The sequence below is a fragment of the Actinoallomurus purpureus genome (genome assembly GCF_024055795.1).
GTDB lineage: Bacteria > Actinomycetota > Actinomycetes > Streptosporangiales > Streptosporangiaceae > Actinoallomurus > Actinoallomurus purpureus.
In genome coordinates this window covers 17302-39744 of the sequence record NZ_JAMXMY010000009.1, presented here as the reverse complement: position 1 = coordinate 39744, position 22443 = coordinate 17302, and the positions used below count along the sequence as shown (strand labels likewise).

The following is a 22443-nucleotide window of genomic DNA, read 5'->3' as shown; positions in this document are numbered from 1 at the left end:
GGGGGTTCGTGGAGGAGGTGCCGGCGCGCGATACGCGCGAATGTCACCGGCGCGGGCTACAGCCGCCGGCGACGGCGGTGCCGACCGCCGACCGCCGAGCCGGACACCCCGTGGCGTCCCGACATGGGTGATGACCTGGCACTGGACCTCCTGCGATGGTCGTCGCAGCGTACGCGAGGAGATGCATACAACACAAGACAGGTAGGAAATCTTTGGATACATGCGTATACACAGCTGCGAGATATCCCGTACAGCGCATGCACGCTGCTACGGTGTGGTCGTGACAGCAGCGGGCAACGGCCGCTCCGAGGCGGGGGCCGCACAGTACGAGCGGCTGCGCGACGACGTCCTCGCCGGGCGCTTCCCCGCGGGCAGCGTCCTTCTGGAGACGACGCTCGCCGCGCGGTACGGCGTGTCCAGGACGCCGGTGCGAGAAGCGCTCGGCCGACTCGAGCAGGACGGCCTGCTCAAGCGGGCCGCCCGCGGCTACCAGGTCCGCGCCGGCACCTCCGAAGACGTCCTGGAGATCTACGAGGCCCGCATCGCCCTGGAGGCCCAAGCCGCGGCGAGTGCCGCCCTACGCAGGACGGATCTCGACCTGGCGCGGCTACGCCACCTCCACGCCACCGCCGGCGAGCGGACCGATCCCGCCGAGATCCGCGAACTGAACGCGCAGTGGCACGCCACGCTGTGGCAGGCCGGCCACAACACCACGATCCAGACCCTCCTGACCCGGCTCACCGCGCAGTTGCGGATCTACGACCGGGGAAGTCACGAGAGCGCGGAGGACCTCGAGATCACCCGCGACGAACACGAACGCGTCCTCACCGCAATCGCCGACCGCGACTCCGAAGCGGCCCGCGACGCACTCGCGGCCCACCTGGGCCGCTCCCGGGAGTCCCGGCTGGCCGCCTTCGCCCGCGACTCCCTCTGAGCCCCGGCGCTCCTGGTTCTTCGAGGCCGGTGGCCTGGTGTGCCGGTGGCAGGGTTCTTCCGAGGCGCGCGAGTGGGGAGAGGGCCATGAACAACGGCGACAGTGACACACCGACGGCGGTCAACAGCAGACTGGTGCGCAAACCCCACTCGCCGGCCAGATAGCCACCGAGGAGCGAACCGAGCGGGGTCAGCCCCATGCCGACGAAATTGATCGTCGCAACGACCCGGCCCTGAATCCGCATCGGGGTGATGGCCTGCCGAACGGCCATGACGGTGACGTCGACGATCTGGCTGAAAACACCGAACACGAAGTTGATCGTCATGAGCAACGAGATCGTGACGGCAGTGGAGCCGTGCAGGGCGGGTACGCAGAGCATCACCCCGTCGGCGAGCGCCGCCGAGGACACCAGCACCACGCCGTGGCCGAACCGCCCTGGAAGGCCGGCGGACAGCAGTGAACCCGCCAGTGCGCCCGGCCCCATCGCCGCGAGCGCCAGGCCGACGGCGGCCCCCGACAGGTGCAGTGTGCGCGGCAGGAAGAGCAGGTAGACGGTCATCAGGGCCGCGAAGGAGAACTGGAAGATGCCCGAGGCGAGGCCCACGGCGCGCAACGAGGTGTCGCCGACGACGAGTCGGAGACCTTCGTGGATCTGCCGCAGGACTCGAGTGGGCGGTTCTGCGTGCTGAGGTATCGGCTCGGGTCGGCGGATTCGCCGGATCGTCAGGAAGGACAACGTGAAGAAGAACGCGCTCACCACGATGGCGATCGGTGCCGAAAGGAGCGACACCATCGCGCCACCGAGCGCGGGGCCGCCGACCTGCGCCGCGGATCTGCTGCCCTCGAGCGCGCTGTTGCCCTGCGCGAGCTGGTCGCGTTCCACCAGTCGTACGAGAGAGGCCTGGTAGGCCACGTCGAAGGCCACCGTGAGAACGCCGACGAGGAAGGCGACGACGAGCAGCGCCGGAGTGCCGAGCATGCCCAGGAGATAGGTGATGGGGATGGCGGCCAGTGCCGCGGCCCGGCCGAGATCCGCCAGCACCATCACGGTGCGGGATCGCCGGCGGTCCACCCACACGCCGACGAAGAGCGAGAACAGCAGGATCGGTGCCTGCTGTACCGCACGCAGGACGCCGAGCTGAGCAGCGCCGGCGTTGAGTGCCACCACGGCGATGAGCGGCAGGGTCACCTGACCGGCTTGCGCCCCGAACTGGGACGCGGTCTGCCCCACCCAGAGTCGGCGGAAGTCGCCGTCCCGCCAAAGACTGACGCGATGGCGCGCGGGGATGACAGGAGAAGGCACAGGGATTCCTTGAGTCGCCGAGAACGATGCCCGCCACCCGGCGCACGAGAGGCGCACCGGCGATTCAGGCGGAGGAAGGTTCGCTGTGCCGCAGGTCAGGGGCAGCACGCGATGACGGGTCGAACGTGACCCACAACGTCAACGCGCGCTCGGCCGACCGGGCACCTCAGCTCCTCAAGATTCGCTTCCTCCCCAGAGGTTAACCGTCGGCCGTCCACCGCGAAAGCAGTCTGCTCGTCGATGCGGCGGCGGGCGCACAGCGAGGCACGCCGGCACCCGGACGAGCTGCGGGTACCGGCGTGGTTCTCCTGTCGCCTACTGATCAAGGGGTCGTCGGCAGCGGCCCCGAGTCGTCGATGCCGACGGCGAACAGGTTCATGTTGCCCACGGCCGGCAGGGTGACGTAGGCGAGCGTCTTGCCCGCCGGCAGCGGATAGACCTCGCCGTAGAGGCTGACATCGTGCGGGCCCTTGCCGCCGGTGGCCGGCTGGTTCCACTGGCCGGTCGACACGATGGAGCTCAGGTCCGTCGGCGCGTTGCCGTACCAGTCGGAGAAACCGACCGGCACATCGGCCGACGTGCCGTCGGTGAACGTCGCCTTGAGCGTGCCGCGTCCCGCTCCGTTGTGGGCCGCGCCGAGGATCACCAGGGCCTTGCCGGTCCCGCTGACCCTGACGACCTGCCCGGACGCGCTGACCGCGTCCGGAGTGCCGGGGGCCTGTGCGGGGAAGACGGTCGTGGCGGTGCCCACCTTCACCGTGCCGCCGGGGGTCACGCCGTCGGCCGCGAGGCTCTGTGCCGAGTAGCTGTAACCGGTGCCGTCGAAATTGCCGGCGCTGGCGTTGCTGTTGTCGGTGACGCCGACGGTGTCGGCGACGGCCGCCATCGAGGCGTACGGCACGTTCACCCGCCGCGTTCGTACGGCCGACATCCTTCGCTGGTCCACGCGTCCGCGGAGGGTGACGGAGAGGCCGGTCGCCCCCTGCTTGGCGTCGGCCGGCACCGTGACGTGGAAGGTCCGCGTCGCTCGCCCGCCGGCCGGGACCGTCTTGATGCCGCCGTTCCGTGGGGTGACCGACCAGCCGGCCGGCGCGGAGACCTTGATTGCGGCCGAGGTGAGCGCGAAGTCGGACAGGTTGCCGACCTCGGCCGTCACCGTGTAGGTCGTCCCGGGGTCGACGACGTCGGGCAGCCCGCGGACCTCGATGCGGACCGGACCGTCGGTCTTCTTGACCCGGTACGTGGTGTGCAGCGGCAGCGAGGCCGATGAGCCGCCGACCGCGATCGTGTAGGAGCCGTCCTGGACGGTGAAGGCCTGCGCGCCGCTGTCCCAGTAGGACAACTCGCGCGGGTTCACCGTCAGGCTGACCGTCTTGGTCTCATGGGCGGCGAGCTGGACCTTGCCGAAGGCACCCAGTTCCCTGGGCGCGGTCGGCGCAAGCGTGTCCGGCTTGCCGACGTACAGCTGCGGCGCCTCGGCGCCGGCGCGGTCGCCGGTGTTGGTGATCTTGAACGACGCGGTCACAGGGTCGCCCGAGCCGCCCGAGGAGTGCCGCAGCCGAAGGTCGCTGTAGCGGAAGCCGGTGTAGGACAGGCCGTGGCCGAACGGGAACAGCGGGGTCTCGGCGTGCTCGTCGTACCACCGGTAGCCGACGTAGACGCCCTCGGAGTAGGAGCTCTCGCCGTTGATGCCGGGGTACTGCGCCTTCGTGCCGACCGGCGTCTGCGTGCTGCTCGCGGGCCAGGTCTGCGGCAGCTTGCCGGAGGGGTTGACGTCGCCCCACAGCAGTTGCGCGGTGGCCGCGCCGCCCCGGGCGCCCGGGTACCAGGTCTGCAGCACGCCGCCGACCTGCTGCAGCCAGGGCATCAGCACCGCCGAACCGGTCTGGAGGACGACCACGGTGTGCGGATTGGCCGTTGCCACCGCGCCGACCAGGGCGTCCTGGTTGCCCGGCAGGCTGAGGTTGGTCCGGTCGGAGCCCTCGGCCTCGCTGTCCTTGACGAACACCAGGGCGACCTGGGCCGACCGCGCGGCCGCCGCGGCCTGGTCGAGGTTGGAGCCGTCCGCGTAGGAGACGGTGGCCGACGAACCGGCACGGGAGACGATGGCGTCGTAGGCGTTGTCCGCCGACAGCGGGTTGACCTTGCTGCTGCCCCCGCCCTGCGCGGAGGTCTTCGCCGGGGCTCCGATGACGGCGATGTCATGCGTCGAGGAGCCCAGGGGCAGGACGTCCCCCTGGTTCTTCAGCAGCACCGCGCTCTGGGCTTCGATCCGCTGGGCGGCCGCGTTGTCGGAGTCCTGGTCGATCGTGCCGCGGGCGGTGGTGTCGCGGTCGAAGAGCCCGAACGCGAACAGCACGGTGAGCGTCTCCCGAACCCGACCGTCGATGTCGGCCGTCGTGATCGAGCCTTTGTCCAACGCGGCCTGCACGTTGGCCAGGGTGTTGAACACCCCGGTCGGCAGCTCGACGTTCAACCCGTCCTTGATCGAGGTGGTGGCGTGCGTGGCCGGGTAGTCGGACACCACGAAGCCCTTGAAGCCCAGTTGCGAGCGCAGCGACCCGAGAGTCTCGCTGTTGTCGCAGGCGTAAACGTCGTTGATCCTGTTGTAGGAGCACATCACCGCGCCGGGCCTGCCGTCGGCCACGGCCACGCCGAAGTTCTTCTCGTAGATCTCGTGCAGCGTACGGTCGTCCATGTTGGCCGACACGGTCTTGCGGTCGGTCTCCTGGTTGTTGCCCACGTAGTGCTTCACCGTGGCGATCACGCCGTGGCGCTGGATGCCGCGAACGTCGGCGCCGGCCATCGTGCCGGACAGATACGGATCCTCGCTGTAGTACTCGAAGTTACGGCCGTTGGCGGGCACGCGCTGGATGTTCTGCCCCGGGCCGAACACCACGTTCTGCCCGAGCGCACGGGCGTCGCCGCCGAGCACCGACCCGTACTCCTCGGCGATCCCGGCGTCGAAGCTCGCCGCCTCGGCCGACGGAGACGGCAGCGCGGTGCTCTTGTCGACGCGGTCGCGCACACCGGCCGGACCGTCGGTCATGGTGATGCCGGGAACGTGCAATCGCGGGATCGGCGGGATGTACCCGACCGTGGGAACCGGCGACTGCGAGGTGTCGACCCCGTGCAGCATGTTCACCTTGTCGGCGAGCGTCATCGCCTTGAGCAGTTCGTTCGCCCGGGTCGACGGGCTCTGCTTCGCGTTCATCCATGGCTGTCCGGCATCGGCCGACGCGGCCTGTGCGGGGAGGAGCAGCCCTCCGGAGACGATCGCCACGCCGGCGACCGCCGCCCACAGGCGTCTGGGCTTACGCCCGTGGGCACGTGATCTGATCATGATTCGACGCACATCCTTGGCGAGGTTGTGAAGTGGTCCGTGAGGTGGGTGCGTCGGTAGTGCAGGAGGCCTACCGTGGACGATCAAGGTACGTTCGCGTAAATCGACCGTCAAGAGGCGGAAATTGCGGTAGACCGAAAATTTCGGGCGGCTGAACAGGCAGGCCGGACAGCTGCCGAGCCGGCGACCGGACGAGACGGCGCAGCGGGGCGCGGCCGGGGCGGCGGTACGCGCCCCGGCAATGGCGGTCGACCGCGGCTATCGGCGGTACTTCGGGTAGCCGTAGCCGACGACGTAGTCGGTGCTGCGGGTGCGGATCCGCACGGCGTTGTCGGTGTTGCCTTCGACGGTTTCAACGGTGCCGTTGTGGTTGTCCTTGACGACCAGACCGACGTGATCGATGCCGCCGCCGTTCCAGGAGAAGAACACGACCGCACCGGGTCTGGGAACGCTGCCCCAGCGGCCTTGCCGCCGGAACCACTCGGCGTGTGTCGGGGTGAAGGCGTCGCCGCCGATCCCCTTGACGCCTGCCTGGACGCCGACCCAGGAGACGAACATGTCGCACCAGTTGGCGTTGGCGTAGTCGCTGATCGATCCGCCGTCCCGCTCGACGCCGATCCGAGCGTACGGCGAGGACATGAACCACCGGTTGAACTTGGTGCCACCGGCGGCGTTCTCGGTGGCGCCGACCTGGGAGAGGGCGACTTTCAGCGCGTCGGCGGCGGTGGGCGGCTTGTGCCGGCCCAGCCCCAAGAGGACCGCCGCGATCAAAATGATCGCTGCTGCGCCGCCTGTCATGACGGCGGCGGGGGCGCTGACGGCTCGTCCCCGGAACGGGATCACCGGGTATCGAGAAACAGGGGACACGGACTACTCCTCGGCTTCCATGCCGCTTACCGGGTTAGCTGACGGGTTCGGGCATGGAAGCCGCCCTACGGCACAGGGGATGTGCCGATACACCCCAGTAATGCGATGGGTCCCCGGCTCCGCGGTCGCGCGGATTCAGCGGATGCCCGATTTTCGGGCATCACGGCCTTCAGGTTTACCTGCACGAACTGGTGAAGCGCAAACGGCACGGCACCCGGCGTCGCCAGCTCAAGATCGTCGAAGAACTCAGCGAGTCGTTTCGCGGACCGCATCGTGATCCGGCTCCAGCGGGATGGAATCGCTACCGAAGTCTCCACATGCGCACCGTGCCGTCGGCGCTTCCCGCCACCGCGGCCGGGACGCCGTCGACGGTGTCGGTCGTCACCCAGATCACCGAACGCGTCGGCCCGGTGAGCGGGGGGACGATCTCTCGCCGGGTCGCCAGGTCCCACACGTGCACGGTGTGGCCCTCTCCGGTGAGCACCACGGCACGTCCGTTCAGGTCGGCCGTGGCCATCGTGGTGACCGCGCTGGGCCGGTGCGGGAACGCGGGGCCCTTCGCATGCCAGGTGGCAAGGTCCGACACCTGCATGGTCCGGTCGGCGTCGGCCGAGACGACGACGAGCTCGCGGTTCAGCGTCGCGGCGGCCACCGAGGTGAGCGCCGCGGTGTGGCCCATGAAGCCCATGCCGATCTCCGCGCCTGAGGCGATGTCCCAGGCGCGGACCATCTTGCCCGCGCAGCCCGCCACGACGACGGGCTCACCGTTCAGCGTGGTGGTGGTGACCGACGTGATCGGGCTCTTGTGGCCGATGATCGGCGGCCCGATCTGGTGGCCGGTGGCCATATCCCAGCGGCGCACGGACCAGTCCGCGCTTCCGGAGACTGCCACGGAGCGACCGTCGACGGTCGCGGTGGCCAGCGATGTGATCGTGTCCGTGTCGCCGGTGAAGGGGGCGCCGACCGCACGGCCCGCGGCGATGTCCCACACCCTGATCGTGTGGTCGGCGCCGCCCGAAACGACGACCGATCCGGCGTTCAGCGTGCCGACGGCGAGCGCGGTGACCTTGCCCTTGTGACCGGTGAGCGGCGCGCCGATCTGCCGGCCGGTCGACCGGTCGAACACACGCAGGTCTCCGTCCTGTCCGCCGGCGACGAGAACCGGCTTGCCGTACAGGGTCGACTGTGCGACGGCGGAAACGGATCCGGCCGCGCCGACGGTCAGCGGCCGCCCCATCGGAGCGCCGACGGCGGGAACGTCCATCGGCTGTCTGGGACTCGGCGCGGTCCGCGTGCGCTGAGCCGTGTGCATTGCCGGCTCGGACGGCCACAGGACGAAGAGGAGCGCGGCCACGATCGCCAGGACGGCGCCGGACGCCGCGATACCCATGGGAAGTGCCCGGCGCCGCGGTCGCCGGATCCACGCCTCCTCGCCCGGTACGGGTTTGCCGAGGTCGGGCAGGGCAGCGGGCGCGGGGCGATCCGTCGCGGTCGCGGCGACCTCGCCGGCGGGCCCGGTACGGGCGGGTGCCGCCTCCACGGGCCGCTGGGGCCGTACGGCCCCGGTCGCCGGCACGACGCCGTCACGTGCCGGCCGATCGTCGGCCGCCCCAATGCGGGCGGGGGTGTCCTGTCCCATCAGCGCGGATACCAGTTCACCGGCGCTCGGCCGCTGGTCGGGACACTTGTCCAGGCAGGCGGAGAGCAGCGGCACGAGCTGGTCGGGCACGCCGGACAGAGCCGGCTCGTCATTGGCGATGCGCCAGAGCACCGCGGGCACGTGGTCGTCCCCGAACGCCGGTCGCCCGGTGGCGGCGAACACCATGGTCCCCGCCCAGGCGAACACGTCGGAGGCGGGCACGGCGTCCTGGCCGGCGAGCTGCTCCGGCGCCACGTAGGCGGGCGTGCCGACGACGCCGGAGCCCGTTACCGAGACCCCGAGGGCGCGGGCAAGGCCGAAATCGATCATGCGGGGACCATCGCTGCCGAGCAGCACATTGTGCGGCTTGAAATCACGGTGCACGACGTCCGCCCGGTGGATCGCGGCCAGCCCGGCCGCGGTGCCGAACGCGAGACGGATGATCGCGCCGATGTCCCTGGGACCGTGCCGGGCGACCACCGCGTGCAACGACTCCCCGGGTACGTACTCGCTCACGATGTAGGGGACGTCAAGGTCGAATCCCACGTCGACGACGCGAGCGATGCCGAACTCGGCCACCCGGCGGGCGATGCTCATCTCCTCGACGAACCGCCGCCGCGCCGCGTTGTCCCCGACCAGCCAGCGATGCAGGACCTTCACCGCGACGGTCTGCCCGGACGGGTTCGTGCCGCGATAGACGGCTCCCTGGCCACCCCCACCGAGGTAGCCCGTGAGCCGGTACGAGCCCACCCGTTTAGGCTCGTCCTCGCGGAGTGGGCGCGGATCCGGCATGGCGCTCCCTGACACGGTCGCGCACCACTCATTGCGGTGCGGCACATCATGGACATTTGACCGTACGTAAGGAAGGTGGGAAAGGGTTCAGTCGTCCGTTGGCCGGATCCAGTCGAAAGTGCCCTCCACGGCGCGGCGCCAGTTGCCGTACCCGACCTCGCGGCTTGGGGTCCGCCCGGTGCCGACCATCAGCTCCATCACCAAGAACAGCCAGCGCTCGTCCTCATGCGGGTGTTCGTCGATGTCGAACACCGTGGTGATACCCGGATGATTCAACGTCGCGGCGACCTCGGCCTCCCGCCGAAATCGGGCCATCCCGGCCGGTTCCGCTCCGATCGTCAACGGAAGGATCTTGACAGCGACCGGACGGCGCAGCCGCAGATCGACCCCCCGCCACACCTCACCCATCCCGCCCCGGCCCAGCGGCTCCTCCAGCCGGTACCGGCCGGCCAGCGTCACCTTCCGCCGCACCATCGCCTCCAACCCGCCCGCGCCCAAGGCAAAAATCACGCAACCGCTACGCCTGCGCAGCGTGGACCAGGAGCTCGCCCCGCAGGTACCGGCCGACGTCCTCGGCGAGGATGCGGGCGGCGTTCGCGGCGGTCTGCTGTCTCGATCGTCCCGTCTCGTCCTGCTTCGTATCACAAGAACTCAGGGCACGTGGAGCAGCTGCGTCGCGGTTCGTCAGCATCCCGGGGATGTGCGATCGACGGAGAACTCCCCCGATTTTATCGGTTCGCCGCACGCCTGGCAGCAGACCTCGGCGACGAACACTTCGCCGCAGACGTCGTGGATGAAGTCGACCTGGGGCACGGCGTCCTCGCGGTAGGCATCGCCCCAGCGTTTGAGCACCAGGATGACCCGTCCGAGGTCTCGGCCCTTCTGGGTGAGTTCATACCCGGCCAATCGCCCTTTTTCCGGCGAGTGAGGTTGCAGGATCCCGGATTCGGTGAGCTTCCGAAGCCTCGCGGACAGGACGTCTCTGGGGGCTCCGACAGCTCGCAGGATGTCGGTGTAGCGCGAGGCACCGAAGGCAACGGCTCGCACGATGTGCAAGGACCACCGGTCGTTGATCGCGTCCAGGGCGACCGCCAGCGAGTCGCGACTTGGTTTGGTTTTCAAACTATCAGCGGTACGCTTCGTCTGGTTTGGCATTCAAACCACCCTAGCTGAGCGGAGGTGGGAGTGATGCTCATGACCGCGAAAACGGACCGCCGCATCGAGCTGCGCACCAACGCCGCCACGGAGCAGCTCATCGCGCAGGCGACCGAGGCGCTGGGCGAGTCGGCGCTTCGGCCGGCCAGGCCGGTGCCGACACGCTGTTCGGCGCCAGGACCGCGGTCTGGATCGCGCTCACGCGTCCGGTTCCGCCACACTCCTCCACTCGGATACTCAGAAGGAGATCGACCGATGGTTGCCAGCAACCTTGTTCTCATCGCCGGTGTCGGTGACGTGGGCCGTACGGTCCTCGAACTCCTGCGCGCGCAGGACGTGCCGGTGCGCGCGATGGTCCGCCGCGACGATGAGCGTGCCGCCGAGTTGCGCGCGCTCGGCGCGGAGGTGGTCCTCGGCGATCTGACCCGGCCCGACAGTGTCGCGGCCGCGCTGGAGGGCGTCGGGCGGATGTACTTCGCGATGCCCGTATCGCCGGACCATCTGCTGGCGGCGACCGTGGTGGCCACCGTGGCGCGGGAGTACGGGCAGCTGGCGGGCCTGGTCGACATGTCACAGATGACGGTGTCGCAGATGACCACGACCAGCACCACGGAGTCGAACCAGCAGCGGCTGCACTGGCTGGCGGAGCAGGTACTGGACTGGTCGGGCCTGCCGGTGATCCACATCCGGCCGACGTCATTCCTGGACAATCCACTGTTCACCACGCTGGCGGCGCGGTCAATTCGGGAGAACGGCACCATCGCGCTGCCGTTCGGTACCGGGCGTACCTCGCCGGTCGCCGCCGATGACGTCGCCCGGGTGGTCGCCACCGTACTCCGCGACCCGGCTCCGCACGTCGGACACGTCTACGAGCTGACCGGGCCACGAACGGTCGACATGACGGAGCTGGCCGAGGAGTTCTCACGGGCGTTGGAGCGTCCGGTGTCCTATGTGGACGTGCCGCTGGACCAATGGCTGACCGACGTACTCGCAAACGTGGGCCTTCCGCCGCACACCGAACAGCACATCACCACCATGGCCCGCCTGCACCGCGAGAACCGCTACGACCGCACCGCCGACGACGTCGAACGCCTCACGGGCCTACCCGCGCAAACGATCGAGGCGTTCGTGACCGCTCGCAGGGACTTCTACTTGGGCTGAGCCGCGCCGGCCGAGGCCCGACCCGGCCGCCTGCGCGGCGTCGCCCCGCCGCCTCCGAGTTCGAGCACGCCGAAGGCGAAGTCCTGGTTCGGCGGATCGGCGCTCGCGAGCAGGATGAAGCGGGAGCCCGGGAGATCGGTCAATGCGCCACCGAGGTAGGGATCCTGCTCGAACCGCTCCGTGAGCATGTCCATCGGTCCGCCGAAGCCGAGCAGAAGCAGGGCGAGGAGGTGGCGCCGGGGCGAGACGATATCGGCGAGCGGCGGCCCGAGTGGGGCGTGCAGTCTGAGGTGGCGGGCCGTCAGACGCAGTAGTCGCCGAGACCGTCTTCCAGCAGAGCGAAGGCCCGTTGTGCCGCGGTCACGGCGTCCGCGTGGACGTAGTCGGCCTTCTCGCCGGCGACCAACCGGCGGACGTTCTCCCGGACCAGTTCGATCCGAATCGAGCACAGTTGGCTCGCCGCCACGCGTGGCGTGATGTCGCCGAGCTCGGCGCCGGTCTGTTCGGCCAGCACGGCGGCGAGCGCATCCACTGTGCGGGCCGCCTGCTCCATGACACGGAACCGCAGGCTCGGCGCGGACATGACCATGCGCTGGAAGGCGAGGACCTGCTCGTCGTCGTTGAGTCCGCTGGTGACGTCGTGCCGGTCGAGGCCAGCGAGGAAATGGCGGCGCAGCGCACCCAACGCGGACTCTCCGGGTTTCCGGTTGAGGACGATCGCGACGACATCGTCGAAGTGGTCCTCGAACCGGTGCAGGACCAGGTCTTCCTTGGTCGGGAAGTAGTTGAACACCGTCATCTTCGAGACGTCCGCTGCAGCCGCCACGTCGGTGACGGAGACCTGGTCGAAGCCACGCTCCAGGAACATTGCGATCGCCGCTTCGGAAATGACGCGCCGCGTCTGCTGCTTCTTCCGCTCACGCAGGCCTGTCCCGTCCCTCATAGATGCATCATAGCACGACGTTTGACCGTAGATAAGTTTGTACCAAGACTTAAGATTGACTAAGTACAAGAATCCGCCGAGGATGGTCTACGCGGGTTCCGGATGCCCGGAGCCCGCGTGGACCGCATCGGAGGTGGGATCGGATGAATGAGACAGCCGTGGTGGGACCGCCGGGGAAAGCGGGCGCAGCCCGCGCGCCCATGAGCCGGAAGCAGATGGTCATCGCGGTGACAGGCTGCTTTGCCACCCTGCTGTTGGGACTGCTCGACCAGAACATCGTCAGCGCGGTGTCGTGGACGATGGTCAAGGACCTCGATCCCGTGCACGGCGTAGGCCATCTGCCCTGGCTGCTGACCGCCTATACCTTGGCCGACTGCATCGTGCTCCCGCTGTACGGGAAACTGGCCGACGTCTACGGCGCCAAGCGCATCTACCTGCTCTCGCTCGGGATCTTCCTGACAGGATCGGCCCTGTGCGGCATCGCACAGAACATGGTCGAGCTGATCGCCTTCCGGGCCCTGCAAGGCATAGGCGGTGGCGGACTGATGTCCGTGACCATGGTGGTCCTCGGGCTCCTGGTCCGGCCGGGCCAGGCCGAGACGCCCGAGGACTCTGGCAAGGCCGGTATGGGCGGCATCATGGTGGGCCTGGGCATCGTGTTGGGCCCGGCCGCCGGTGGACTGGTCGCCAGCCACCTGAGCTGGCGCTGGGTCTTCTACATCAACATCCCGCTGGGGATCGGCGCCTTCGTCACATCCCTGCTGCTGGTCCGGCTCCCGGTCACGCCGATCAGGCGTCGCATCGACTTCCTGGGTGCCGGCCTCATCGCCGCGGCCGCGAGCGCGCTGCTGATGATCTCCCAGTGGGGCGGCAAGGACTACGCCTGGACGTCGCCGACCATCGAGGGGCTGGGTATCACCGCAGTGGTCCTGCTGGCCGCGTTCCTGTGGCGCCAGACGACCGCGGCGGAACCGATCTTCACGCTGGCACTGCTGCGCAACCCGATCTTCCGCATCATGGTGCCCCTCGGCTTCTTCGGCGGTATCGGTCTCGCGGGCTCGGTGGCGTACATGTCCGGCTACCTCCAGGAGGCCCGGGGGATGACCCCGACCAGCGCCGGCCTCCTGCTCTTCCCCATGGCCGTCGGCATGATCATCGTAGGCGCGCTCTCCGGAAAGGCCATGGTCAAGATGGCCGGCCGGTACCGATACCAACTGCTCGCCGGTCACCTGCTGGTCGCCGCCGCGATGCTGATCTTCAGCACGCTCGGAACCCACACCTCGCTGTGGTTCCTGAGCTTCGGGCTGTTCCTGCTCGGCCTGGGCCTGGGTCTAAACCTGGGCATCGGCCTGATGATCACTCAAAGCGCCGTCGATGCCGACGATCTCGGTGTAGCCACCACCTCGGTACGGTTCGCCCAGCAACTCGGCGCCTCCGCAGGCCTCGCGATGTTCGGCACCATACTCAACCGCGAGCTCGCCGCGAAGCTCAACAGCGCAGCGGGCGCCGCCAACGCGAACGGTCAGTTGAACACAGCGGCCTTGCCCACACTGGCCCCGGACCAGCGGCACGCCGCACTGCAGGCGATCACCTCCTCGACCCATATGGTGTTCGCGATCGCCGCCTACGTCATGATCATTCCGGCGGTGCTGTCGATGTTCCTCAAGGAACAGCCGATCTCAGCCGCAACCACAACCGAAACGCCGAACCGATAGTGGCGCGTTCGACGAATCCGTACCAGGCGGGGTCGAATGGATTGACGCACAGCCTGGTCATCGCCGGATGCCGCCGTGACGTAGTCCGTTCATGAGGAGGGTGAGCAGGCGGTTGGCTTGAGCTGAGCTGTCCGGGGTGTCCTGGGCGGCCCAGGCGATAGCGCCGACCATCTTCAGCACATCCGCTTCGTCAGCATCCGCGACCACTACCCCTGATCGCCGCGCCCGCGCCAGCAACGCAGCCCCTACCTCGAACATCTCCGCATGCCAGGTGGATACCCGGCCGTTCTCGCGGTCTAGCGCCGAGTTCATCACCGCGGCCGCCAGGCCTCGATAGGTCAAGGCATGCATGAGCGCAGCACGCAACCAAGTGGACAACGCGTCGAATTCGTCCTCTACCGTCAGCAGCTCGCGACCAAGGCCGACCAGCTCGGCTATCTGCTCGGCCAGCACCGCCTCGATGAGATCCAGCCGAGTGGGGAAGTGCCGATACAGCGTTCCGCTGGCCACCCCTGCCCGCCGAGCGATCTCGTCCAAGGAGGCGTCCACGCCGAACTCGGCGAACGCGATTCGCGCCTGCTCGACCAACTGCCCGTAGTTACGTCGGGCGTCGGCACGCCTCGGACGCCCGGCATGCGACCGCGAATCATGTCCTGCCAGCGCAATCACCACACCCTTGCTAACCGGGGACACAGTCCGCTACCGTGCCCGCATAACCGGACTATGTCTCACCTTACTGGCATGACGTACAAGACATGGAGGGCTGTCCAATGGCGCTGCCGGAACAAGACCGGATCGACATCAACGACCTGACCTTCTCAAGGTGACCGGCAAGCGAGCGGCACTCGGCGAGCGAGAAGCTGATGCGCGTGAGGTCCTGGAGCGTCTCCGCCAAGCCGCTGTCAGCCAGTCCGCCGATGGCATGAGCCGTCTGTACGCAGTCGACGCGGTCCATGAATTCCCGTTCACCGCCCCAGGCGTGCCGTCCCGGCTTGAGGGCCGGGAAAAAATCGTGAACTGGATAGCCGCAGGCTGGAAGGCCAACCCGCTGAAGTACGAGCGTTACCGCACTCTTGCCATCTATGACACCAACGATCCAGAAACGATCATCGTCGAGCAGGAAGCCCTCGGAACCAGCGCTTCCACCGGCGAGTTCGCGCTTCCCAACATCGTTGTGCTCACCGTACGCAACGGGCAGGTTGCACGCCTGCGCGACTACGTCAACATCCCGGCAGCCGCAGCCGCCATCGGACGCGATTTGTAAATGCGCCACCGCAGCACATCACCATCGTCGAATCCGGCCACGCCACGGGCCGGGCCGGGCAATCCGCTGGGCCGAGAGGGCATACCGGCCGACTTTGACAACCTGGCCGCGCCCGACGCCGTCGGCGCCGAGTTCCAGCACACGGCACGCTCGGTCATCCACCTTCTCCGGAAGAAGATCATTCCAGAGGTATCGCTGCCATAAGGGCCAGCAGGCGATTCTTGATGTCCTGCACCGATGGTTCCTGCCGGGTCCTCATCGCGGCAGATCCGGGCGTCTGTGGCGTGCAGTCACTGACCGTAAGAGAACCGAAGGTCGGCGAAGAGCAGGTGGTTGAGTCGCCGCCGAAGGTGTCCGGTCTTGTTCTGGTCGGGAGCTTCGTCGGGAGTGAGCAACGTGAACTTCAGCGAGGTCTCGCCGCCCACGGCCGTCAGCTCGAAGTGAACCTGGTCGTTGGGTCTACTTGGCCAAAGCGATGACCATACGACCCGGTTGGGCTTTTCGGCCTCCAAGACCCTCGGCTCTACTTCATCGGGGAGCAGGTTCAGCCATAGCCGGGCTCCCTGCCGACGAGGCTCCACAAGCGACTCCCAGACCACTGACGGGGGCGCCGGCAGTTTGCGTGCCTTCAAGCCGATTTCGATCACCTCAAAAGCGTATGTGGACTCGCACGGCGCTCGAGCTTTCAACGGCAGCCGGGTATGCCCCTCCGCGGCATGAGAGTGCATCGGCGCAGATCACCGATAAACCCAGCGGCGATAAGCATCCAGGTCGACGTTGCTGCCGCAGATGACAGTGACGACGTGACGGCCGACGAAACGGTCACGGTCTTCCAGGACGGCAGCGACGCCAAGGGCGGCTGATGGCTCGACGACCAGGCCCGTGTGCTCTAGGAGCATCTGAATGCCCGCGATGATCGACGACTCGTGGACAAGGACGGCGTCGTCAGCCACCGTGAGGAGGTCGTCCAGGACCGCTGGGATGGGGTGCCGGCCGGCGACGCCGTCGGCGATGGTGTCGGTCGATTCGGTGGTGATGACGCGGCGCTCGTGCCAGGAGCGAGTCATCGCTGGTGCACCCATGGGCTGCACGCAGATCACCTCGACTCCGGGTACCAGGGTCTTCAGGACGTATCCCACGCCGCTAGCCATCGCGCCGCCACCCAGGGCGATCAGAACAGCGTCGAACGCGGATTCCTCGCCCGCCAACTCAAGGCCGATCGTCGCGGCGCCCTCGCAGGTCTCAACGTCCAGACTGTCCTCGACCAGCCGAACGCCGCGCCATTGCGCGATACTCGCAGCCCGCTCGCGGGCCATTTCGAAGTCGCCGTCCACCAATTCCAACTCAGCACCCAGCGCGCGGATCCGATCGAGCTTGGCAACAGGTGCCCGCCGCGATGCCACGACCGTCACGTTGAGGCCACGGCGGCGGCCTGACCAACTGAGCGCCTGGCCGAAGTTGCCGGCGCTGGCGCACACCACGGCCGTCCGGCCCTGCTCGGTCAGCAGGCTCGCTACAAGCTCGGTACCCCGGGCCTTGAAGCTGCGGACCGGGTTCGCCGTTTCCAGTTTGATACTCACTGTGCAGCCAAGCCGGCGTCCCAGTGCATCGCACTGGTACATCGGGGTACTCAGAAATATGGGGTCGATCACGCGGCGGGCCGCGTGGATCCGGTCAAGATCAAGGCGCGTCTTGAGCACGCCGAGACCATACACACCCGACGGTGCCGCCTTGACCGTCAGTGCCACGGACCCGGCGGACGCGTCCCGCACATCCGCTGGCGCCTCCCCGAAAGCCCGCCCGGCCCATGCGTTAGGACGCCTCGGCGCGGCTGACCCCGGTGTGCGAAACGTCGGACGCACCGATGAGTTCGGGGCGCGATGAAGGTCAGTACTGGCGAGCAGTCCGGACGGACCAAAGGAGGACCTGCTATGGCGAGATTTGTGACCATCGGGTATGGCGACCAGGAAGGTTACGACCGCACCGACGCGGCGGTCCGCGACCAGGCGCACGCGCATGACACTCGCTTGCGCGCGGCGGGAGCCGGCCGCAGGCTTGGTCGACGAATGCCACCTGTTCCTCGGCCCGATCATCGTCGGTGGCGGAAAGCGCGCACTGCCGGATGACGTTCGCGGCCGGCTTGAGCTCTTGGACGAGCACCGCTTCCGAAGCGGTGTCGTTCACCTCCGCTACGGGGTCCGTGCCTGACCAGCGCCCCGACCAAGCATGAAGATCACCATCTACAGCTGTAACCCGACATCCGCTCATCGATATGAGGAGCGTGCACGTTCCACCGTGACAGGCGATTCAGCGCCAACCTGACGGGACCACATCAGAACCGCCCGCATGCGGTCGCGGCAGGGTGCGGTCCCGTCTGCACACAAACTGGTCGCGGATCTTGCGTTTCCCCAGGGACCGCTGATCGACACCGCGACTTTGTGTGCGGGTGGGGCCGACCGCTAGACCGAGCCCTCTCGGCCTTCGACGTGGGTGCGCCGAATACTCGGTGAAAGCGGCCCGTCAGCTGCGCCATGTCGCGATTCGCCGCATATCCGCCTTGCTTTGCCGAACATTTAGCCCACCCGTCGCGCCACCGATCAAGGCGGCGCGCGGGCCCATGTTCCACGGGCAGGTCCTCGGTGCCGGACGCCTCGTCGACCTCGGCGACGCGGCCGAACGGCACCAGCGGCCAGTCCTCAGGCCTTCGCGGTGTGGGCCAGAGGCTCGCCGCGCAGGTACCGGCCGACGTCCTCGGCGAGGATGCGGGCGGCGTTCGCGGCGGTCTGCCGGCTCGCGCCGGCCAGGTGCGGGGTCAGCACGATGCCCGGCGTGGACAGCAGCCGCGACCCGGCCGGGATCGGCTCCTCGGGGAAGACGTCGAACGCGGCGCCGAACAGCTGCCCCTTGTCGATCGAGTCGCAGACGGCCTCGTAGTCCAGCAGCGCGCCGCGTGCGCAGTTCACGATGATGGCACCGGGCGGCATGGCGGCGATCTGCGGGGCGCCGATCATCCCCGTGGTCTCCGGCGTGACGCGGGCGTGCAGCGTGACGACCTGCGCGCGGGACATCAGCTCGTCCAACGAGACCAGCTCACCGACCGTGGTCTCGGTCAGGTACGGGTCGTGGATGAGCACCTTGGCGCCGAGGGCGGCGAGCATCTGGGCGACACGGTGGCCGACCGCTCCCCCGCCCACCAGTCCCACCGTGCTGCCGTCCAGTTCGATGCCGACCTCGTCGTAGCGGTAGTAGTCGCTGCGCCACCGGCCGGCGGTCAGGTCGGCATGGGTCTGCGGGATGCGGCGCGCGGCGGCCAGGATCATGCCGAGGGTGTGTTCGGCGGTGGCTCCGGCGTTGCGGCCGGGCGCGTAGCAGACGGTCACTCCGTGCTCGGCCGCCGCCTCGAGGTTCGCGTTGACCGGTCCGCCGCGGCCGATGCCGATCAGCTTCAGCCGCGGGCAGGCCTCGATGACCCGGCGGGTCAGCGGCGCCATCTGGGTGAGACAGATCTCGGCGTCGCCCAGCGCCTCGATCAGCTGGTCCTCGGTGCCGGACGCCTCGTCGACCTCGGCGACCCGGCCGAACGGCACCAGCGGCCAGTCCAGGGTGATCTCGGCGAACTCCACTTCGCCGGGGGCCTGCGAGCGTACGGCGTCGATGAGGAGCCGGTTGAGGACGAAGTGGTCTCCGGCCGCGAGCAGGCGGGTCGTCATGCGGTCTCCTGGACGGGGTTGATCGTCTCGATAGGCGTGTTGAACTCCAGCAGGGCGGCGTCCTCGCGCGTCAGGCGTATCTCGGTCAGCGCGCAGTTGCCGACCGACGGGAAGATCCGCCGGTAGTCGCGGAGCGGCACACCGATCAGCTCGCACAGTGCGAGCCGTATCGCGGTGGTGTGCGCGACCACCAGGACCCGGTCGTCGGGGTATTGGTCCACGAGGTCGTACAGGCAGCCGGTGAACCGGCGTACCGCCTCGGTGGGGTCCTCGCCGCCGGGGAGGTGGTCGGTGACCGGGTCGGCGCGGAACGCCTGCAGCGCCTCGGGGAACTGCTCGTGCATCTCGGCGCGGGTCAGCCCCTCGGCCTGCCCGAAGTCCAGCTCGCGCAACCGCTCGTCGACGTGAAGTCGTACGCCGATGGCATCGGCGCAGGCGGTCGCGGTCAGCTGAGCCCGGGTCAGGGTGGAGGTCCACACGGCGGCGAGCCCGGCGGTCTCGGCCCAGGCGGCGAGCTGCTGTGCCTGTTCCAGGCCGCGGGCGGTCAGGGAGATGTCGCTGATGCCCGCGTAGCGGTTCTCCGCGTGCCACTCGGTCTCTCCATGGCGGACGAGGACGAACTGGGTCATCGGGGCGTTCCTTCCTGAGTCGGCGCCGCCCGTTCGGACGCCGTGCGGGCGCGGGCGTGTGCGGCCGTCGGAGCGGGCAGCCAGCCGCGCCGCTCCAGCTCGCCCACCAGGCGCAGGTACCCGTCGTCGAACCGGCCGGCGTGCGGGCCCGGGTCGATCGTGTCGCGGACCGCGACCATCTCGGCGGCGACTTCGGCGACGCGGCGGCCGGGCGACGCGGCCAGTACGGCGGCGCCGAGCGCAGGTTCGGGGTTGGCCGGCACGACCACGGGCCGGCCGAGCACGTCGGCGCGGAGCCGGCACCAGTACGCGCTGCGGGCCCCGCCACCGGTGAGGGCGATGTCGCCGCCCGTGGGCGCGCCCAGCAGGTCGAGGTGGTCGAAGCACAGGCGTTCGATGTAGGCGACGCCCTGCAGGATCGCGGCGTAGTCGTCAGCCTCGTCGCCGGTGCTCCCGAGCAGGAAGCCCCGGGCCTCCGGTGCCGTGAACGGGAACCGCTCTCCCTCGGAGACCAGCGGGTACGCCAGGGCGCGCGCGGGCTCGTGCCGCGCGGCCAGGCCGTCCAGCGCGCGCAGGTCACGGCCGGCGAAGTCCCGGGCGAGCACGCCGGCGCCGGTGCTCGACGCGCCGCCGGGCAGCCATTCGCCGTCCGGCGCCCGGTGCGAGTACACCGCGCCGTACGGGTCGTGCACGAGCTCCGTGGAGACGCCTTTCAGCACGAGCGTGGTTCCGAGCACGCAGTTCCATGACCCGACGGTCAACCGTCCGGCGCCGAGCTGCGCGGCGCAGCCGTCTGTCGTCCCGGCGATGATCGCGGTGCCCTCGGGGATGCCGGTGGCCTCGGCCGCGGCCGCGCACACCGTGCCGATCGGCGTGCCCGGACGGACCAGTTCCGGAAGTGTGCCGGCGGGCACGCCCAGCGCGTCCATGACGTCCGCCGGCCAGGCCTCCTCGATCAGGTGCGCGCCCGTCTTCAGCGCGTTGCCGAGGTCGGTGGGCACGGCGTGGCCGGCCAGCCGCCGGTTGACGAAGTCGACCTGGTGGGCGAGGCGGGCGGGTCCCTCGTGCCGGTCCAGCAGCCACAGCAGCTTCGGCAGGGCCCACGCCGGCTGCATCCGCCGGTATCCCAGCTCCTCCCACACCGCCGCGCCCGCCTCGTCGGCCCGGCGGGCCTCCTCGGTGGCGCGCGTGTCGTCGTACATCAGGCCGGGGGTCAGCGGCGTCCCGGCGTCGTCGGTGAGAACGACCGTCCCGGACGTGCCGTCGACGGCGACGGCGCGCACCGTGCCGGGCGCCACGTCCCGCAGCGCCTCGGCGCAGGCGGCGGCGGTGGCCCGCCACCACTGCTCCGGGTCCTGCTCGTGGCGGCCCGCCTCGCGCCGGCCGGTCAGCGGCCGCGCGCCGGCGCCGACGATCCGGCCGGAGGCCGTCACGGCGACGACGCGTACGCTCTGGGTCCCCAGGTCGATGCCGAGCCACACCCCGGCGTGGCCGGTCACGCCGCTCCACCGCGCAGAGTCGCGAGCGTCGGCCAGGCCGCCGCGGTCGCGGCGCGCGCCTCGAGGAACGCCTCGTACAGGCGGGTGTAGCGCTCGGCGTCGCCGGGGTCCGGCGGGAAGACCTCGCCGGGCCGGATGTAGGCGTCGGCGGCCTCGCGTTCGCCGACGGCCCGGCCGGTGGCCACGGCCCCGACGATGAACGCGCCGCGCGCGCCCGCCTCGGCGTCCGCGGTGCGCACCACGGGGACGCCGGTGACGTCGGCGAGCATCCGCAGCCAGGCGGTGCTGGCCGATCCTCCGCCGCTGACCCGCAGCTCCACGGGCCGTGCCCCGGAGGCGGTCAGGCAGTCACGGATCACCAGGCACAGCCCTTCCAGGACGGCGCGGGCCAGGTGCTCACGGTCGTGGTCGATGGACAGCCCGAGGAACGATCCACGGGCGCGCGGGTCGAGGAACGGGGCCCGCTCCCCCGCCGGTGACAGGTAGGGCAGGAAGATCAGGCCGCCGGCGCCCGGCGGGCACCCCTCGGCCAGCCGCGACAGTGCTGCCGGGTCGTCGCCGAGGCCCAGCATGCGGCAGGCCCAGTCGACCACCTGGCCGCCGGCGAGCGTCGGGAAGGCCCGCAGGTAACGCTCGTCGAGCGCCACGGTGAGGCCGGACGGGTCGGTGTCGAGACGGGGCGCGTCCAGCACGATCTCGGTGCACAGCGTGGTGCCCAGGATGGTGCACGCCTGACCGACGTCGATCGCGCCGACGCCGATCGCGGTGGCCGCCACGTCGTACGGGGCGAGGACCACGGGCGTGCCCTCGGGCAGGCCGAGCTCCCGCGCGGCGTCCGCGGTCAGGGGGGCGACGCGCCGGCCGTCGCCACGCAGCTCGGGCAGCAGCGGCCGGGCCCACTCCATCCCGTACAGGGTGAGGAGTTCGTCGGAGTAGCGGCGCTCGTGGATGTCCATGAACGGCGCCGAGCCGTCCGACACGTCCGCGGCGGGTTCCCCGGTGAGCCGCAGGAAGATCCAGCCTCCGCAGGTCAAGGAGGCGGCCGAGCGCGCCAGGCGGTCCGGGTCGTGCTCACGCAGCCAGCTGAGGATCGCGTTGGGCAGGCCGGCGAAGGTCAGTGACCCGTTGCGGCGGAACGCCCGTTCGAGGACGCCGTCGCGTGCCCAGCGTTCGACGATCGCGGCGGCCCGGCCGTCGTTCCACAGGATCGCCGGGCCGGTCGGCGCCCCGGCCGCGTCGACCAGCCAGGCACCGTCACCCTGGGCGGTCAGGGCCAGGTGACTCACCGGCGTGTCCAGGCGCTCGATGACCCGCCGGACGCCGCGTACGACGGCCTGCCAGACCTCGGCCGGGTCCTGCTCGGCGTGGCCGGGTGCCGGGTGGCGCACGGTGGTGTTCTGGCGTTCCACCGCGAGTTCGGCGCCGTCGTCGCCGTAGCCGACCGCCTTGATCATCGTGGTGCCCGCGTCGACGCAGACGACCGCCATGG

Annotated in this window: 20 protein-coding genes and 1 riboswitch; of the genes, 4 read left to right on the top strand and 16 right to left on the bottom strand. The window is 69.5% G+C overall.

Annotated elements, in window-relative coordinates:
- Positions 1–280: 280 nt before the first annotated feature.
- The gene (locus NE236_RS17990; protein ID WP_252843169.1) at positions 281–934 is read left to right on the top strand and encodes a GntR family transcriptional regulator; all 654 of its coding nucleotides are present in this window, start codon (positions 281–283) and stop codon (positions 932–934) included.
- On the opposite strand, the gene NE236_RS17985 is transcribed toward NE236_RS17990, so the two are convergent.
- The 7 genes from NE236_RS17985 to NE236_RS17955 all read right to left on the bottom strand — a co-directional run bounded on the left by NE236_RS17985 (position 825) and on the right by NE236_RS17955 (position 10033).
- Positions 825–2237 (bottom strand): MFS transporter, encoded by a 1413-nt coding sequence (locus NE236_RS17985; protein WP_252843168.1) that lies wholly within the window; start codon positions 2235–2237, stop codon positions 825–827. The two genes, NE236_RS17990 and NE236_RS17985, sit on opposite strands and share 110 nt — an antisense overlap.
- Positions 2238–2559: 322 nt before the next feature.
- On the bottom strand, positions 2560–5580 hold the full coding sequence (locus tag NE236_RS17980; RefSeq protein ID WP_252843167.1) for a glycoside hydrolase family 3 protein: 3021 nt from the start codon (positions 5578–5580) through the stop codon (positions 2560–2562).
- A gap of 258 nt (positions 5581–5838) precedes the next feature.
- Complete coding sequence (locus NE236_RS44530) at positions 5839–6447, bottom strand: CHAP domain-containing protein (RefSeq protein WP_252843166.1); 609 nt, start codon at positions 6445–6447, stop codon at positions 5839–5841.
- Between the two features lie 7 nt (positions 6448–6454).
- Positions 6455–6598: riboswitch (cyclic di-AMP (ydaO/yuaA leader) on the bottom strand.
- 150 nt (positions 6599–6748) lie between these two features.
- Positions 6749–8878 (bottom strand): serine/threonine-protein kinase, encoded by a 2130-nt coding sequence (locus NE236_RS17970; protein WP_252843165.1) that lies wholly within the window; start codon positions 8876–8878, stop codon positions 6749–6751.
- An 87-nt stretch (positions 8879–8965) separates the two neighbouring features.
- A complete protein-coding gene (locus NE236_RS17965) occupies positions 8966–9352 on the bottom strand; it encodes a protein kinase domain-containing protein (RefSeq protein WP_252843164.1) in 387 nt (128 codons plus the stop codon).
- A 43-nt stretch (positions 9353–9395) separates the two neighbouring features.
- A complete protein-coding gene (locus NE236_RS17960; RefSeq protein ID WP_252843163.1) occupies positions 9396–9569 on the bottom strand; it encodes a hypothetical protein in 174 nt (57 codons plus the stop codon).
- Entirely contained in the window at positions 9563–10033 is a 471-nt protein-coding gene (locus tag NE236_RS17955) for a winged helix-turn-helix transcriptional regulator (protein WP_252843162.1), read from the bottom strand. Before NE236_RS17955 ends, NE236_RS17960 begins: the two co-directional genes overlap by 7 nt.
- Positions 10034–10288: 255 nt before the next feature.
- Between NE236_RS17955 and NE236_RS17950 the strand changes: the two genes are divergently transcribed.
- Complete coding sequence (locus tag NE236_RS17950) at positions 10289–11194, top strand: NmrA family NAD(P)-binding protein (RefSeq protein WP_252843161.1); 906 nt, start codon at positions 10289–10291, stop codon at positions 11192–11194.
- Here the strand turns inward: NE236_RS17950 and NE236_RS17945 are convergent.
- Positions 11182–11388 (bottom strand): hypothetical protein, encoded by a 207-nt coding sequence (locus tag NE236_RS17945; protein ID WP_252843160.1) that lies wholly within the window; start codon positions 11386–11388, stop codon positions 11182–11184. The genes NE236_RS17950 and NE236_RS17945 overlap by 13 nt on opposite strands.
- A 107-nt stretch (positions 11389–11495) precedes the next feature.
- Positions 11496–12137, bottom strand: coding sequence for a TetR/AcrR family transcriptional regulator (locus NE236_RS17940; protein WP_252843159.1), 642 nt, complete (start codon positions 12135–12137; stop codon positions 11496–11498).
- Positions 12138–12295: 158 nt separating this feature from the next.
- Here NE236_RS17940 and NE236_RS17935 point away from each other — a divergent pair, with 158 nt between their 5' ends.
- A complete protein-coding gene (locus NE236_RS17935; RefSeq protein ID WP_252843158.1) occupies positions 12296–13852 on the top strand; it encodes an MFS transporter in 1557 nt (518 codons plus the stop codon).
- Positions 13853–13909: 57 nt separating this feature from the next.
- Here the strand turns inward: NE236_RS17935 and NE236_RS17930 are convergent, their stop codons facing one another.
- Positions 13910–14440 (bottom strand): TetR/AcrR family transcriptional regulator, encoded by a 531-nt coding sequence (locus NE236_RS17930; RefSeq protein ID WP_252843157.1) that lies wholly within the window; start codon positions 14438–14440, stop codon positions 13910–13912.
- 235 nt (positions 14441–14675) lie between these two features.
- Between NE236_RS17930 and NE236_RS17925 the strand changes: the two genes are divergently transcribed.
- On the top strand, positions 14676–15116 hold the full coding sequence (locus NE236_RS17925; protein ID WP_252843156.1) for a nuclear transport factor 2 family protein: 441 nt from the start codon (positions 14676–14678) through the stop codon (positions 15114–15116).
- Between the two features lie 290 nt (positions 15117–15406).
- On the opposite strand, the gene NE236_RS17920 is transcribed toward NE236_RS17925, so the two are convergent.
- From NE236_RS17920 to NE236_RS17895, 6 genes are all read right to left on the bottom strand, one after another.
- Positions 15407–15763 (bottom strand): SRPBCC family protein, encoded by a 357-nt coding sequence (locus NE236_RS17920; RefSeq protein ID WP_252843155.1) that lies wholly within the window; start codon positions 15761–15763, stop codon positions 15407–15409.
- A gap of 90 nt (positions 15764–15853) precedes the next feature.
- Positions 15854–16816: a threonine ammonia-lyase gene (locus tag NE236_RS17915; RefSeq protein WP_252843154.1), complete on the bottom strand. Its 963-nt coding sequence runs from the start codon at positions 16814–16816 to the stop codon at positions 15854–15856.
- 996 nt (positions 16817–17812) lie between these two features.
- Entirely contained in the window at positions 17813–18826 is a 1014-nt protein-coding gene (locus NE236_RS17910; RefSeq protein ID WP_252843153.1) for a 2-hydroxyacid dehydrogenase, read from the bottom strand.
- Positions 18823–19455, bottom strand: coding sequence for a histidine phosphatase family protein (locus NE236_RS17905; protein WP_252843152.1), 633 nt, complete (start codon positions 19453–19455; stop codon positions 18823–18825). The genes NE236_RS17910 and NE236_RS17905 overlap by 4 nt, the downstream gene beginning before the upstream one ends.
- On the bottom strand, positions 19452–20954 hold the full coding sequence (locus NE236_RS17900) for an FGGY-family carbohydrate kinase (RefSeq protein WP_252843151.1): 1503 nt from the start codon (positions 20952–20954) through the stop codon (positions 19452–19454). The genes NE236_RS17905 and NE236_RS17900 overlap by 4 nt, the downstream gene beginning before the upstream one ends.
- Complete coding sequence (locus NE236_RS17895) at positions 20951–22441, bottom strand: FGGY-family carbohydrate kinase (protein ID WP_252843150.1); 1491 nt, start codon at positions 22439–22441, stop codon at positions 20951–20953. The genes NE236_RS17900 and NE236_RS17895 overlap by 4 nt, the downstream gene beginning before the upstream one ends.
- Positions 22442–22443 lie beyond the last annotated feature (2 nt).

Excerpts from the sequence above, each read along its gene's own strand:
- NE236_RS17965 (WP_252843164.1), bottom strand. The coding sequence starts at position 9,352 with ATGGTGCGGCGGAAGGTGACGCTGGCCGGCCGGTACCGGCTGGAGGAG.
- NE236_RS17970 (WP_252843165.1), bottom strand. The coding sequence starts at position 8,878 with ATGCCGGATCCGCGCCCACTCCGCGAGGACGAGCCTAAACGGGTGGGC.
- NE236_RS17940 (WP_252843159.1), bottom strand. The coding sequence starts at position 12,137 with ATGAGGGACGGGACAGGCCTGCGTGAGCGGAAGAAGCAGCAGACGCGG.
- NE236_RS17980 (WP_252843167.1), bottom strand. The coding sequence starts at position 5,580 with ATGATCAGATCACGTGCCCACGGGCGTAAGCCCAGACGCCTGTGGGCG.
- NE236_RS17910 (WP_252843153.1), bottom strand. The coding sequence starts at position 18,826 with ATGACGACCCGCCTGCTCGCGGCCGGAGACCACTTCGTCCTCAACCGG.
- NE236_RS17905 (WP_252843152.1), bottom strand. The coding sequence starts at position 19,455 with ATGACCCAGTTCGTCCTCGTCCGCCATGGAGAGACCGAGTGGCACGCG.
- NE236_RS17955 (WP_252843162.1), bottom strand. The coding sequence starts at position 10,033 with ATGCCAAACCAGACGAAGCGTACCGCTGATAGTTTGAAAACCAAACCA.
- NE236_RS17945 (WP_252843160.1), bottom strand. The coding sequence starts at position 11,388 with ATGGACATGCTCACGGAGCGGTTCGAGCAGGATCCCTACCTCGGTGGC.
- NE236_RS17960 (WP_252843163.1), bottom strand. The coding sequence starts at position 9,569 with ATGCTGACGAACCGCGACGCAGCTGCTCCACGTGCCCTGAGTTCTTGT.
- NE236_RS17895 (WP_252843150.1), bottom strand. The coding sequence starts at position 22,441 with ATGGCGGTCGTCTGCGTCGACGCGGGCACCACGATGATCAAGGCGGTC.
- NE236_RS17950 (WP_252843161.1), top strand. The coding sequence starts at position 10,289 with ATGGTTGCCAGCAACCTTGTTCTCATCGCCGGTGTCGGTGACGTGGGC.